This window comes from Aquabacterium sp. OR-4, from assembly GCF_025290835.2.
Lineage (GTDB): Bacteria > Pseudomonadota > Gammaproteobacteria > Burkholderiales > Burkholderiaceae_C > Pseudaquabacterium.
Map to the genome: position 1 here is coordinate 2,137,049 of NZ_JAOCQD020000001.1, position 14,003 is coordinate 2,151,051.

Below are 14,003 nucleotides of genomic sequence, written 5' to 3' on the forward strand. Positions count from 1 at the left end.
GGGCGCCGCGCCCACGCCGCCGTGCCCGAACTGCCGCCCCCGACCGACCTGAACCCGGTTGGCGCCCGCCTGGCGCCGACCAGCGCCGCCGCATGCCCGCCATGCCGCCGAATTTGCCGCCCGCCACATCGGGCCCGACGCCGCCGAGCAGGCACAGATGCTCAGCGCCGTGGGCGCCGCCTCGCGTGCCGCACTGATTGCCGCGGTGATGCCCGCCGCCATCGCGCGCAGCCGGCCGATGAACCTGCCTGAGCCGGCCAGCGAGGCCCAGGCGCTGGCCGAGCTGCGCGCCATCGCGGCCAAGAACCAGGTGCTCAAGAGCTTCATCGGCTGCGGTTACCACGGCACGCACACGCCGGGCGTCATCCTGCGCAACATCCTCGAGAACCCGGCCTGGTACACCGCCTACACGCCTTACCAGGCCGAGATCTCGCAGGGCCGGCTGGAGGCGCTGCTGAACTTCCAGACCATGGTCACCGACCTCACCGGTCTGGCCATCGCCAACGCCTCGATGCTGGACGAGGCCACCGCCGCCGCCGAGGCCATGACCCTGGCCAAGCGCAGCGTGCGCGCCAAGGGCAACACCCTGGTGGTGGCCGGTGACATGCACCCGCAGGTCCTGGAGGTGCTGGCCACCCGCGCCGAGCCGCTGGGCCTGACGCTCAGGCAGGCCGATTCGGCCGAGGCCTGGGCCGCCGCACTGGCCGGCGACGACTACTTTGCCGCCATCGTGCAATACCCGGCCAGCAGCGGCTGGCTGCACGACTGGAGCGCCGATGCCGCCACCGTGCACGGCAAGCAGGCGGCCTTCATCATGGTGGCCGACCTGCTGGCGCTGACCGTGCTCAAGCCGCCCGCCGAGATGGGTGCCGACATTGCCGTGGGCAGCACCCAGCGCTTCGGCATGCCGATGGGCGCCGGCGGCCCGCATGCCGCCTACATGGCCTGCCGCGACGAGTTCAAGCGCGCCATGCCCGGCCGCCTGGTGGGCGTCAGCATCGACAGCCACGGCGCCCCGGCCATGCGCCTGGCGCTGCAGACGCGCGAGCAGCACATCCGCCGCGAGAAGGCCACCAGCAACATCTGCACCGCCCAGGTGCTGCCGGCCGTGGTGGCCAGCATGTACGCCGTGTACCATGGCCCCGAGGGCCTGCAGCGCATCGCCCAGCGCGTGGCGCGCTACCTCGGCATCCTGGTGGCCGGCCTGCGCGAGCTGGGCGTGCCGCTGACCCAGACCCACCACCTCGAACGCGGTGCCTTCGACACGCTGTGCCTGCACACCGGCGCCGACACCGAGCGCCTGATGGCCCGCGCCGTGGGCCTGGGCGCCAACCTGCGCCGTGCCTGGGGCGAGTACATCTGCGTGACGCTGGATGAAACCACCACGCGCGACGACATCGCCCTGCTGTGGCGCATCTTCAGCGACGACAGCCGCAGCCTGCCCAGCGTGGCGGCGCTGGCCGACACGCCCTCGCTGATGCCGGCCGCGCTGCAGCGCCAGTCGGCCTACCTCACGCACCCGGTGTTCAACACCCACCACAGCGAGACCGAGATGCTGCGCTACCTGCGCAAGCTGGCCGACAAGGACCTGGCGCTCGACCGCAGCATGATCCCGCTGGGCTCGTGCACCATGAAGCTCAACGCCACCAGCGAGATGATCCCCATCACCTGGCCCGAGTTTGCGCAGGTGCACCCCTTTGCGCCGGCCGATCAGCTGACGGGTTATGCCGAGCTGAACGAGCAGCTGTGCCGCTGGCTGAGCGAGGCCACCGGCTATGCCGGCATCAGCCTGCAGCCCAATGCCGGCTCGCAGGGTGAATACGCCGGCCTGCTGGTCATCCGCGCCTGGCACCGCAGCCGTGGCGAGCACCAGCGCACCATCTGCCTGATTCCCGAATCGGCGCATGGCACCAACCCGGCCTCGGCCCAGATGGTGGGCATGCAGGTGGTGGTGGTGAAGTGCGATGCCAACGGCGCGGTCGACCTGGCCGATCTGGAAGCCAAGTGCGCCCAGCATGCCGAGCGGCTGGCCGCGCTGATGATCACCTACCCCAGCACCTACGGCGTGTACGACGCGCAGGTCAAGACCCTGTGCGCCATGGTGCACCGCCACGGCGGCCGGGTGTACGTGGACGGCGCCAACATGAACGCGCTGGTGGGCCTGGCCGCGCCGGGCGAGTTTGGCGGCGACGTGAGCCACCTGAACCTGCACAAGACCTTCTGCATCCCGCACGGCGGTGGCGGCCCGGGCGTGGGCCCGGTGTGCGTGGTTGATGACCTGGTGCCCTTCCTGCCGGCCCACAAGACGGGTGGCATCGGCGGTGAGCAGTCCACCGGTGCGGTGAGCGCTGCGCCGCTGGGCAATGCCGCGGTGCTGCCGATCAGCTGGATGTACATCCGCATGATGGGCGCCGCCGGCCTGACCGCCGCCACCGAGAACGCCGTGCTGTCGGCCAACTACGTGGCCGCCCGCCTGGCCGGGCACTACGACATCCACTACTCGAGCAACGTGCCCTCGCTGAAGGGTGGTGGCGTGGCGCACGAGTGCATCCTGGACCTGCGCCCGCTGAAGGACAGCTCGGGCATCAGCGCCGAGGACGTGGCCAAGCGCCTGATCGACTACGGCTTCCACGCCCCCACGCTGAGCTTTCCGGTGGCCGGCACGCTGATGGTGGAGCCCACCGAAAGCGAACCCAAGGCCGAGCTCGATCGCTTCTGCGACGCGATGATCGCCATCCGCGGCGAGATCGCCAAGGTCGAGGCCGGCCAGCACAACGGCGGCTGGCCGCAGGACGACAACCCGCTCAAGCACGCCCCGCACACTGCCGCCGTGGTGGGCGCCAGCGAGTGGACGCACGCCTATCGCCGCGAAGACGCGGCCTGGCCGCTGGCCAGCCTGAAGGCCAGCAAGTACTGGTCGCCGGTGGGCCGCATCGACAACGTCTACGGCGACCGCAACCTGTTTTGCAACTGTGTGCCGCTGAGCGAGCTCGACACCGCGGCCTGAGCCACCTCGCCGGAGCCACGCCATGGCCCTCTCGGTCTTCGACCTGTTCAAGATCGGCATCGGCCCCAGCAGCAGCCACACGGTGGGGCCCATGCGCGCCGCGCGCATGGCCGTGCTGCGCTGGCAGGCGCTGGGCCTGGCGCCGCAGCTGGCGCGTGTGCAGTGCCAGCTGTACGGCTCGCTCGGCGCCACCGGCAAGGGCCATGGCAGCGGCCCCGCCGTCTTGCTGGGCCTGATGGGCGACGAGCCCGACACGGTGGCTGTGGACGGCATGGCCGGGCGCCTGGCCGCCGTGCGCGCCGGCAGCAGCCTGCCGCTGCCCTGGGGTGTCGCGCTGGGCTTCGACGAGCGCACCGATCTGGTCTACCACCGGCGCAAGAGCCTGCCCTTTCATGCCAACGGCATGGAGTTCATCGCCTTCGACGCGGCCGGTGCAGTGCTGGACACGCGGCGCTACTACTCGGTGGGCGGCGGCTTCGTGGTCAGCGACGAGGTGGCGGCCGACGGCTCGCGCCAGCGCGTGATCGCGCCCGACGCCACGGTGCTGCCCCACCCCTTCCGCAGCGGTGCCGAACTGCTGGCCTTGTGCCGGGCCACCGGCTGGCCCATTGCCCGGCTGATGCGCGCCAATGAACGCCACTGGCGCCCCGATGCCGAGATCGACGCCGGGCTGGACCGCATCTGGCAGGTGATGCAGGCCTGCGTGCTGCGCGGCTGCTCAACAGAGGGCGTGCTGCCCGGCGGCTTCAAGGTGCGGCGGCGCGCGGCCGACCTGCAGCGCCAGCTCACCGCCGACCCGCATGCCGCGCTGAAAGATCCATTGCAGGTGCTGGACTGGGTGAACCTGTACGCACTGGCGGTCAACGAGGAGAACGCCGCCGGCGGCCGCGTGGTCACCGCGCCCACCAATGGCGCGGCCGGCATCGTGCCGGCGGTGCTGCACTACTACCGTCGCTTCACGCATGGCGCCACCGATGCGGGCGTGCACGACTTTCTGCTCACCGCTGCGGCCATCGGCATCCTCTACAAGGAGAACGCCAGCATCAGCGGCGCCGAGGTGGGCTGCCAGGGCGAGGTGGGCGTGGCCTGCAGCATGGCCGCCGCCGCCTTGTGCGCGGTGCTGGGCGGCACGCCCGAGCAGGTGGAGAACGCCGCCGAGATCGGCATGGAGCACCACCTGGGCCTGACCTGCGATCCGGTGGGCGGGCTGGTGCAGATCCCCTGCATCGAGCGCAATGCGATTGCCGCGGTCAAGGCCATCAACGCCGCGCGCATGGCGCTGCGCGGCGATGGCAGCCACCATGTGAGCCTCGACCAGGTGATCAAGACCATGCGCGAGACCGGCGCCGACATGCTCACCAAGTACAAGGAAACGGCGCGCGGCGGCCTGGCGGTGAACATCGTCGAGTGCTGAGCGGGCCCACCCGGCGCTGGCGCCGCCCGCCGCGCAGGCAGGCGCCATTTGCGCCCGGTTCAGGCACCAGATCGGCGCATTGCGCCGGTGGCCGGTGGCCAAAATGGTGGCGATGCTGGACGGCCTTCTGCCCGGCATCCGCAAGACCTTTGGAGACCGGCCATGACTTCAAGCGCCCAGCGTTGGCGAATGTCCCCCCTGCGCCCCGGCGTGATGCTGATGCGGCGCCTGAACATCCCGGTCAAGATGGGCCTGATGGGCCTGCTGCTGGCCGCGCCGATGTTGCTGACCCTGCTCAACGCCGGCCAGCGAGCCGTCGCCGATCTGGCCGTGGTGCGCCTGGAGCTGGCCGGCGCACGGGTGGTGACGACGATGATCGACGCCGTGACCGCCGTGCAGACCCAGCGCGACCTGAGCATGCGCGCACTCTCGGGCGACACCACCGCCCGCAGCCGCCTGCCCGAAGCCACACGGGCGCTGGGCGAGGCGCTCGACAAGGTCGACCGCGTGCACGCGCAGAACAACGATTTCGAGCTGCCGCCGCAGTGGGCCCAGGCCCGCGACGCCGCGCGCACGCTGGCGGCCGGCCCGGGTGACCTGCGCCGCGACGCCGTGTTTGCCCAGTACAGCGCCCAGGTCGAGGCCATGCGCCAGGCCGTGCTGCATGTGGGCGAGCGCTCGGGCCTGCTGCTCGACCCCGAGGCGGCCAGCTACTACCTGATGGACCTGTGCGTGCAGCGCATGGTGCCCTGGCTCGAAGGCCTGGCCACCGCCCGCGGCCAGGGTGCGGCGGTGCTGGCGCGCGGCGATGCCGGTGCCGGCGAGCGTGCCACCCTGATCGGCCGGGCCGACACGGTGCAGCGCCAGCTCGAGGACGTGGCCTTCAGCATCGGCGCCCTGGTGCGCACCGGCCATGCCGAGCCCGCCAAGTGGGCCGGCGCCCGCGATGAATCCAAGGTCGTGGCCGAGCGCCTGCGCAAGGTCTTCGGTGCCGAGGCCATCGAAGGCGAACCCGGCCCGTACTTCGATGCCCTCACCGCCGCCATCGACAGCACCCGCGCGCTCAACGCCGAGGCCGAGGAAGAACTGCAGGCCGCCCTGCTGGACCGCGAAAGCCGGATCAAGCGCGCCACGCTGCTGCAGCTGTGCGTGGCAGCGCTGGGCATCGGCCTGACGGCCTACCTGGCGATGGCCTTCTACGTCAGCTTCCACGGCGCGCTGCGCACGCTGCACCAGGGTGTGAACACCGTGGCCGAGGGCGACCTGTCGCACCACATCGAGATCCAGGGCCGCGACGAGCTGAGCCAGATCGGCGGCATGGTCGAGCGCATGAACAACCGCCTGTCGGCGATGGTGGCCGAGATCCGCAGCAGCGCGGTGCGGGTGGGCATGTCGGGCGAGCAGGTGTCGATGAGCAGCCAGCAGCTGGCCATCCGCACCGACGAGCAGGCCGCCAGCCTGCGCCAGGCCGTGTCCACCGTGGGCCAGCTCAGCGAGGCCGTGGCCGGCAACGCCCAGTCGGCCACCCGCCTCAGCGAGCTGACCGAGCGCCTGCGCACCCAGGCCGAGAGTGGCGGCCAGGCCATGCACCAGGCCATCGGCTCGATGGCCGACCTGGAAGCCGGCTCGCGCCGCGTGGGCGAGATCATCGGCACCATCGACGGCATCGCCTTCCAGACCAACATCCTGGCCCTGAATGCGGCGGTCGAGGCCGCACGCGCCGGCGAGGCCGGCCGCGGCTTTGCCGTGGTGGCGTCCGAGGTGCGCAGCCTGGCCCAGCGCTCGGCTGCCGCCGCCGGCGAGGTGCGCACGCTGATCGCCCGCTCGACCGAGCAGGTCGATGCCTCGGTGGTTCGCACCCGCCAGGTGGGCGATGCGCTGGAGTCACTGGTCAGCGGCGTGCGCGAGGTGTCGAACGCGCTGCGCGCGATTGCCGATGCCAGCACCCGCCAGAGTGCCGACCTGAAGGAGATGTCGTCCAGCGTGAACGCGCTCGACGAGATCACGCGCCAGAACGCGGCCATGGTCGAGGTGTCCACCGTGGCCTCGCACGAGCTGGTCGACCGCGCGCAGCGCCTGTCGGGCGCGGTGGCCTCGATCCGGCTGCGCCAGGGCAGCGCCGACGAGGCGCGCACCCTGGTGCTGCGGGCGATGGAGCTGCTCAAGGGCCAGGGCCTGGCCGGCGCGTCCAGCGCGCTGCACTCGGCCGAGCAGGGTTTTGTCGACCGCGACCTCTACGTGTGGGTGATCGACCGCGAGGGCCGCTACGTGCTGCACGGCGCCAAGCCCGAGAACGAGGGCAAGCGCATCCACGAGATCCCCGGCATCGACGGCGACAAGTTCGTGGCCGACCTGTGGTCGGTGCCCGAGGAGGGCGGCTGGATCGAGTACGACATCGTCAACCCGCAGACCGGCGTGGTGCAGCCCAAGGCCTCGTACGTGCTGCGCTACGACAGTCGCCAGGTGGTGGGCTGCGGCGTGTACCGGCACGAATCCACCGTCGCGGCCTGAGCCAGCTTGGGCCCGGGCCTGGGCCCGGACCCCGCCCAGGGCCCTGGCGCGCGTCAGTCGCGGTCGGCGGCGGCAAAGGGCGGCAGTGCCGCGCCGGGCAGCACCGGGGCCGCGGGTGCATCGGGTGATGTGCCAGACGCGGCGGCGTCGGCGGCCGGCGCCCCGCCCGGCTTGCGCTCGCGCACCAGGTAGCTGTAGAGCACCGGCACCACCACCAGCGTGAGCAGGGTGCTGGTGATCACGCCGCCGATGATGGCGCGGCCCATCGGCGCCTGCAGCTCGCCACCCTCGTCGAGCGCCAGCGCCAGCGGCAGCATGCCGAAGACCATTGCGAAGGTGGTCATCATGATCGGCCGCATGCGCGTGTTGCCGGCCATCAGCAGCGCCTCGGTCACCGTGGCACCGGCCTTGCGGGCGTGGTTGGCAAAGTCGACCAGCAAGATGGCGTTCTTGGTCACCAGGCCCATCAGCATCACCAGGCCGATCATCGAGAACACGTTCAAGGTGCTGCGCCACAGCAGCAGCGCCAGCATCACGCCGATCATCGCCAGCGGCAGGCTGGCCATGATGGCGATGGGCTGCACAAAGCTGCCGAACTGGCTGGCCAGCACGATGTAGATGAAGATCACCGCCAGGCCCATGGCGCCCAGCATGCCGGCAAAGGCCTCTTCCTGCTCCTTGGTCTGGCCGCCCACGTCGAAGCTGTAGCCCGGCGGCAGCTGGGTGTCCTTCACCAGCTTTTGCACGTCGTTGCCCACCTCGCCCGAGGTGCGGCCCTGCACGCCGGCAAACACCGCCTCGCGGCGCTGCAGGTTCTGGCGGCGGATGATCTCGGGGTTGAACACCTGCTCGATGGTGGCCACCGATTCCAGCGTGATCGGCGTGCCGTCCTTGGCAAAGGCCACCGGCAGGCCGCGCAGCTGCTCCACGCGCTCGCGCTGGCTCTGGTTCAGGCGCAGCACCACGTCCACCTGGTTGCCGTCGGGCGTGGTCCAGTAGGTGGCGGTTTCACCGTTGACATAGGCGCGCAGGCTCGAGGCCAGCTGCGGCGCGGTGAGCCCCAGCTCGCGCACCGCGGCCGGCTTGAGCCGCACCGCATAGGCCGGGATGCCGGGGCGCACCGACACCTCCACGTCCACCGTGCCGGGAATCTTCTTGACCTTCTCGGCAAAGTCGGTGGCCACCTTGGCCAGGCCTTCGGGGTCGCTGCCCAGGATGGCCACGTAGATCGGCCGGTTGAAGCCCAGTGCCGACTCCACGCCCGGGATGTTGGCCACCTTGGCGCGGATGGCCTCCTCGATCTGCTTCTGGCTGCGCTCGCGCTGCTTGCGCTCCTTCAGCGCGATGTTCAGCCAGGCCTGGTTGCGCTGGCCGGCGCCGCCCACCCAGGTGGACAGCGACTGCACCTCGGGCATGGCCAGCACGATCTCCTCGACCTGGCGCACCTTGGCATCGCCGCGCTCCAGGCTCGAGCCCTCGGGCATGCGCAGTGCCAGCTGGGTGAAGCCCTGGTCGACCTCGGGGATGAACTCGCTGCCCACCAGCGGCGCCAGGCCGATGGCGCCCACGAAGGACAGCACGCCCACGCCCATCACCACGCCGCGCGGCGTGATGGTGGCGCGGCGCAGGCGCCGCGGCGATTGCTTGTCGCGCCGGTTCTGGGCATCGAAGCCACGGCCCCAGGCCGGCAGCGGCAGGCGCCAGCGGCGCGCCGAGAAGGCCCAGCGGATCAGCCGGTCGTACACCGTGTGCATGCCGTCCATCATGCGGTCGGTGCCGCGGATCAGGTGGCCCACCACCGGCCAGTGCTTCATCCGGGCCGAGGGCGGATCGCGCCACACGCTGCTGAGCATGGGGTCGAGCGTGAAGCTGACGAACAGGCTCACCGCCACCGCCACCGCCACGGTGATGCCGAAGGGGTAGAAGAACTTGCCGATCACCCCGCCCATGAAGGCCACCGGCACAAACACCGCGCAGATGGCAAAGGTGGTGGCCATCACCGCCAGGCCGATCTCCTCGGTGCCCTCGCGCGCGGCGGTGTGGTGGTCCTTGCCCATGCTCACGTGGCGAACGATGTTCTCGCGCACCACGATGGCATCGTCGATCAGCAGGCCGATGCACAGGGAGAGCGCCATCATCGTCATGAAGTTCAGCGTGAAGCCGAAGGCATACACCGCGATGAAGCTGGAGATCACCGCGATCGGCAGCGTCAGCCCGGTGATGATGGTGCTGCGCCACGAGTGCAGGAACAGGAACACGATGGCCACGGTGAGCAGCGCGCCCTCCACCAGCGTGCGCTTCAGGCCCTCGAGGCTTTTTTTCACCCAGTCGCTGTTGGCGTAGATCAGGCGCAGCTCCACGTCGGGCGGCAGGGTCTTCTTCAGCTCCTCCATGGCCGCCTTCACGGCGTCGCCGGCAACCACGATGTTGGCGTCCTGCTGCTTGAAGACGTTGAAGGTGACCGCGCGCTGGCCGTTGATGCGGGCCACCGAGTCGGGCTCTTTCTCGCGCTCGACCAGCTGGCCCAGATCGGCCAGGCGCAGCGCCAGGCCGTTGCGGTGGGCCACCACCATCTGCTCGAACAGGCGCGGATCACGCACCCGGCCTTCGACGCGCAGGATGGCGTCCTGCGTGCGGTCACTCAGCAGGCCCACCGGCTGGTCGGCATTGGCCTCGCGCAGCGCGGTGGCCACCTCGGCCGGCGTGACGGCATAGGCGCGCAGGCGCACCGGGTCCAGATCGATGCGCACCTCGCGCAGCGTCAGGCCCGAGACCTCCAGCCGCGCCACGCCCTCCACCCGCTGCAGGCGCTTTTCAACCTGCTGCTCGGCCATCAGCGACAGCTCGCGCGCGCTGCGGCTGGCGCTCAGCAGCGCCAGCACCACCACCGGCTGGTTGTTGTCGTTGTTGTAGCGCGCGATGGTGGGCGCCTTGGCGTCCTTGGGCAGGCCGCTCTGCATGGCCGACAGGCGGTCGCGCACGTCCTGCATGGCGCGGTTCATGTCGGTGCTGAGGTTGAACTCGACGTTGGTCTCGCTGCGGCCCTCGTAGCTGCGCGACACCACCCGCTTGACGCCGGTGACGCTGTTGAGCGCCTCCTCGATCGGCTTGGTGATCTCGCGTTCCACCGCCTCGGGGCTGGCACCGGGGTACTGCAGCTGGATGAAGGCGCCTGGCAGCGAGATGTCGGGCATCTGCTCGACGCCCAGACGGACGTACGAGAACATGCCCAGCACGCACAGCGCCACCATCACCATGGTCGCGAACACCGGGTTCGCGATCGACACTCGGGTGATCCACATAACGGCTCCTGCTCGTGGCGCGGCTCAGCGCAGCGCGGTGGCCGACGGGCCGGAAGCTGCGGCCGAGGCCACCGCCGCGGCGCGGCCGGCACTGGCCGCCCCCACCTGGGCCGGCTGGCCTTCGCGCAGGTTGTCAAAGCGGCTGGCCAGCACCTGGGCGCGCGCGTCCAGGCCGGCCAGCAACTCAACCCGGCCACCGGCCTCGTCGCGCTGGCCCAGCGTGACCGCGCGGCGCAGCAGCTTGCCGCCGTCAATCACCCACACATGGGCCTGGCCGGCGGTGCTGCCCACCGCGGCCAGCGGCAGCAGCAGGCGCTGGCGGTCGTCGGCCAGCAGCACGCTGGCCATCGCGTACTGGCCGGCGCGCAGCAGCTCCTTGGGATTGGCCAGCGCCACGGTGACACCGATCGAGCGTGTGCCCGGCTCGGCCGCCGGCGCGATGCGCACCAGCTTGGCCCCCACCGGATCGGCCACGCCTTCCACCTGCACCTGCACCGCCATGCCCGGCACCAGGCGCGTGACCTCGTGCGTGCCCACGCTGCCGGCCAGCTCGAGCTGGGCCAGGTCGACGATGGTCACCACCGGCTGCTCCATCGCCAGCTTTTCGCCCGGCAGGGCCTGGCGCTTGGCCACGATGCCGGCAATCGGCGCCACCACCACCGCATCGCGGCCGGCCACGCGGGTGGTCTCCAGCGCAGCCTGGTTGGCCTGCAGCGCGGCGCGGGCGGCGTCGAGCGTGGCGCGCGACTGATCCAGCGCCACCGGCGAGATGAAGTTCTGCGCCGCCAGGCGCTCGTTGCTGGCGTGCGTGCGCTCGGCCTGGGCCAGGCTGGCGCGGGCCGAATCGATGTTGGCACTGCGCTCGGCCAGGCGGCTGGCCAGCTCGGCCTGGTCGATGCGGCCGATGGCCTGGCCGGCGGCCACGCGCGAGCCCTCGGCCACGCTCAGGCTGACCAGGGTGCCGGACGTCTTGGCCCGCACCACGGCGGTGTTGGGCGCCACCAGCGGGCCGCTGAACTCGATGCGCTGCGGCAGGCTGGCCAGCGCCGGCTGCACCACCTCGTTGGCACGGAAGACGAGCGGCGCCGACGCCGCCGCCCCGGGGCCGCTGGCGGCCTGGGCGGCCTTGGCGGCGGCACCGTCCTGGGTGCGACCCACCGCCACCACGGTGGCCACCACGGCGGCCACCGCCACCACCCCCCCCATGCCGATCAACCAGGGCTTGCGCATCGTGTTGTCCTCCTGTGTGTCCTGTCCACGCTCTCGTGAAGCGGGGCCAGTGTAGGAGCGCCCCCCGCAAAAACCAGGGGCGGTGCGACGAAGCGCTTGGGGGGAACGATGAACTGCAGGCCGGCCCGTTGCGCTGCGCCGGACTGCCGGCGCAGCGCCGCAGCGGCTCAGGCGGTGGTCAGGGCCGCCGGGGTGCTGGCGCCGACGGCCTGGCTGCCCTGGCGGTAGACGCCGCAGCCGATGAACATGTCGTCGCTCAGCGCGGCCACGAAGGCGGTCTTGGCCGTGGGGCGGCCGTCCTGCGGGTGCGGGCCCTCGTACTCGATCCAGCCCGAGCCGGCGTCGAAGGCCTCCCAGGCCACCTTGAGAAAGTGTTCGGCCTGCACGAAGCTGATGCCCGGCAGCTCGTGCATCACCTTGCCCAGCAGCTCGGGACGGCCGCCGGCCACCCGGTAGCGGTTGCCGCGGTCGAACACGAACAGGAACATGTCGCGGTCGACCCACGGCCCGTCGGCGGTGTTGAAGACCTGCATCGCCACCTCCACGCCCACCTCCTGCGCGTGCATCAGCGCGCGCTCGACCATCTCGCGGGCCTCGTCGGCCGTGCCCTGGCGCAGGCGCATGCTCGACACCGCCAGGCGCAGCGCCTCGGCCTGGCTCGACAAGGTCTTGGCGGCCTGCGCCGAGCGCTCCACCGCCACCGCGTTCTCGCGCGTGATGTCGTCCAGCGCGGCCACACCCTGGCTCACCGCCTCCAGCCCGTGGCTCTGCTCGACGCTGGCCTCGGCCATGCTGCGCAGGCGCTGCGACACCTCCTGCGCGCTGCCGGCCATGGTGTCGAGCAGGCCGCTGGCCTCCTGGATGCGCACCGAGGCATCGCCCACCTGGGTGGTGGTCTGCTCGATCAGCTCGCGCACCTCGGCCGCGGCCTCGGCGCAGCGCTGGGCCAGCTTGCGCACCTCGGCGGCCACCACCGAGAAGCCGCGCCCGGCCTCGCCGGCCTTGGCCGCCTCGATCGAGGCGTTCAGCGCCAGCAGATTGGTCTGGAAGGCGATGTCGTCGATGACGCCGTTGATCTCGGCCACGCGCCGGGCGCTGACCTCCAGCGTGCGCACCGATTCCACCGTTTCGCCCATCGCCCGGCCGCCGGCCTCGACATGCTCGCGCAGGTGGTTGGTGAGCGTATCCAGGGTCTGCGCGGCCTCGGCGTGGGCGCGGGCCTCCTGGCTCAGGCGGTCGACCGCACCCACCGATTCGCGCAGGCTGCTGGCCTGGCGCTCGGTGCGCTGGGCCAGCGCCTGGCCGTCTTCGGCCACCGCCTGGCCGGCCTGGCCCACGCGCACCGCGCTGCTGCGGATCTCGGCCACCAGCGAGGACAGGCGCTCGCTCATGCGCTCGACGCGCTGGCCCACCTGGGCCAATTCGTCGGCCCCCTTGACATCGACGGTGTGCGCCAGATCGCCGTCGGCCACGGCGCGCATGCCGGCGTCCAGCACCGACAGGGTCTGCAGCGTGGACTGCACCAGGGCCATGCCCAGGTAGGCCACCGCCGCCAGCGCCAGCAGGCACAGCAGGCACAGCAGCAGCGCATTGCGGCGCGCCTGCGCGGCGCGCTCATCGAGCAGGCCGTCCAGGCGCTGGGCCACCTCGGCACCCACGCGCAGCGCGTCGGCCATGGCGGCATCGGCGGCGGCCAGGAAGGCCGGCCTGGCCTCGGGCGGCGCCGCTTCGGCAAAGGCCTGGGTGGCCAGGCCGGCCAGGCGCTCGCTGCTGGCGCGCCCGGGCTGCCAGCTGGCGGGCGGCGGCTCGCCAGCGCGGGTCAGTGCCTCCACCTCCACGCGCATGGCATCCAGCTGCCGCTCCAGCGCATGCACCACCCACTGCGTGCCGGTGCGCGCCTCGGCGCGCTCGGTGCCGGTGGTGGCCAGCAGCGCCGCGCGGGCCTGCACGCCGGCCACGTTGCCCGCCCAGGCGGCGGTGCGCTGCGTGGCCATCAGCATCAGCTCGTAGGTGTCGGCCTGGGGATCGAGGATCAGGCCCGAGCGCTCGGACACCATCTGCAGCATCTGCATCATGGCCGCCACCTGCGCCGCGGCGGTGGCTTCGCCGGCCTGGCCGGCGGCCAGCTGGCGCAGACCGTCGCGGTGCGGCTGCCACAGCGTGGCGGCATCGAACAGGCCGGTGGCCTGCACCTGGCGATCAAGCTCGGCCACGGCCTCGCCCAGGCGGGTGCGGGCCTGGGTGCGGGCGTCGTCCAGGCCGGCCTCGCCAGACTGGCGGCGCTGGTGCAGCGCGGCCAACTGGTGCAGCGCGGCGCTCACCCGCTGCAGCGGGCCGACCACGCGCACGCCCTGCTGCTCGGACGCCGCGACGCGCGCCACCTCGAACTGGCCCATCACCTGCAAGGCCAGCAGCAGCACCAGCGGCACCGCCACCAGGGCGGCGGCAAGGCCCAGCTTGACGCTCAGGCGCATGCGGCGCATCCAGCGCACGCCGGGCCGCAGCAAACGGGAGCCGCGTCGATTGGACGTCATGATGT

At 71.7% G+C, this 14,003-nt stretch carries 6 protein-coding genes; 3 read left to right on the forward strand and 3 right to left on the reverse strand.

Features of this window, described 5'->3' with window-relative positions:
• Nucleotides 1-58 precede the first annotated feature (58 nt).
• The 3 genes from gcvP to N4G63_RS09330 all read left to right on the forward strand — a co-directional run bounded on the left by gcvP (nt 59) and on the right by N4G63_RS09330 (nt 6,932).
• Nucleotides 59-3,007 (forward strand): aminomethyl-transferring glycine dehydrogenase, encoded by a 2,949-nt coding sequence (gene gcvP, locus N4G63_RS09320; RefSeq protein ID WP_314599606.1) that lies wholly within the window; start codon nt 59-61, stop codon nt 3,005-3,007.
• A 22-nt stretch (nt 3,008-3,029) separates the two neighbouring features.
• The gene (locus N4G63_RS09325) at nt 3,030-4,421 is read left to right on the forward strand and encodes an L-serine ammonia-lyase (protein WP_314599607.1); all 1,392 of its coding nucleotides are present in this window, start codon (nt 3,030-3,032) and stop codon (nt 4,419-4,421) included.
• 189 nt (nt 4,422-4,610) lie between these two features.
• Entirely contained in the window at nt 4,611-6,932 is a 2,322-nt protein-coding gene (locus tag N4G63_RS09330; RefSeq protein ID WP_314599608.1) for a methyl-accepting chemotaxis protein, read from the forward strand.
• Nucleotides 6,933-6,985: 53 nt separating this feature from the next.
• On the opposite strand, the gene N4G63_RS09335 is transcribed toward N4G63_RS09330, so the two are convergent.
• From N4G63_RS09335 to N4G63_RS09345, 3 genes are all read right to left on the reverse strand, one after another.
• Complete coding sequence (locus N4G63_RS09335; RefSeq protein WP_314599609.1) at nt 6,986-10,234, reverse strand: efflux RND transporter permease subunit; 3,249 nt, start codon at nt 10,232-10,234, stop codon at nt 6,986-6,988.
• Nucleotides 10,235-10,258: 24 nt separating this feature from the next.
• Nucleotides 10,259-11,464, reverse strand: a complete 1,206-nt coding sequence (locus tag N4G63_RS09340) for an efflux RND transporter periplasmic adaptor subunit (RefSeq protein ID WP_314599610.1) — start codon at nt 11,462-11,464, stop codon at nt 10,259-10,261.
• Between the two features lie 167 nt (nt 11,465-11,631).
• Nucleotides 11,632-13,998 (reverse strand): methyl-accepting chemotaxis protein, encoded by a 2,367-nt coding sequence (locus N4G63_RS09345; RefSeq protein ID WP_260788035.1) that lies wholly within the window; start codon nt 13,996-13,998, stop codon nt 11,632-11,634.
• Nucleotides 13,999-14,003 lie beyond the last annotated feature (5 nt).

What these genes read in the sequence shown, in the direction of transcription:
- N4G63_RS09325 (WP_314599607.1), top strand. Translation starts at nt 3,030, where the DNA reads ATGGCCCTCTCGGTCTTCGACCTGTTCAAGATCGGCATCGGCCCCAGC.
- N4G63_RS09330 (WP_314599608.1), top strand. Translation starts at nt 4,611, where the DNA reads ATGTCCCCCCTGCGCCCCGGCGTGATGCTGATGCGGCGCCTGAACATC.
- N4G63_RS09335 (WP_314599609.1), bottom strand. Translation starts at nt 10,234, where the DNA reads ATGTGGATCACCCGAGTGTCGATCGCGAACCCGGTGTTCGCGACCATG.
- N4G63_RS09340 (WP_314599610.1), bottom strand. Translation starts at nt 11,464, where the DNA reads ATGCGCAAGCCCTGGTTGATCGGCATGGGGGGGGTGGTGGCGGTGGCC.
- N4G63_RS09345 (WP_260788035.1), bottom strand. Translation starts at nt 13,998, where the DNA reads ATGACGTCCAATCGACGCGGCTCCCGTTTGCTGCGGCCCGGCGTGCGC.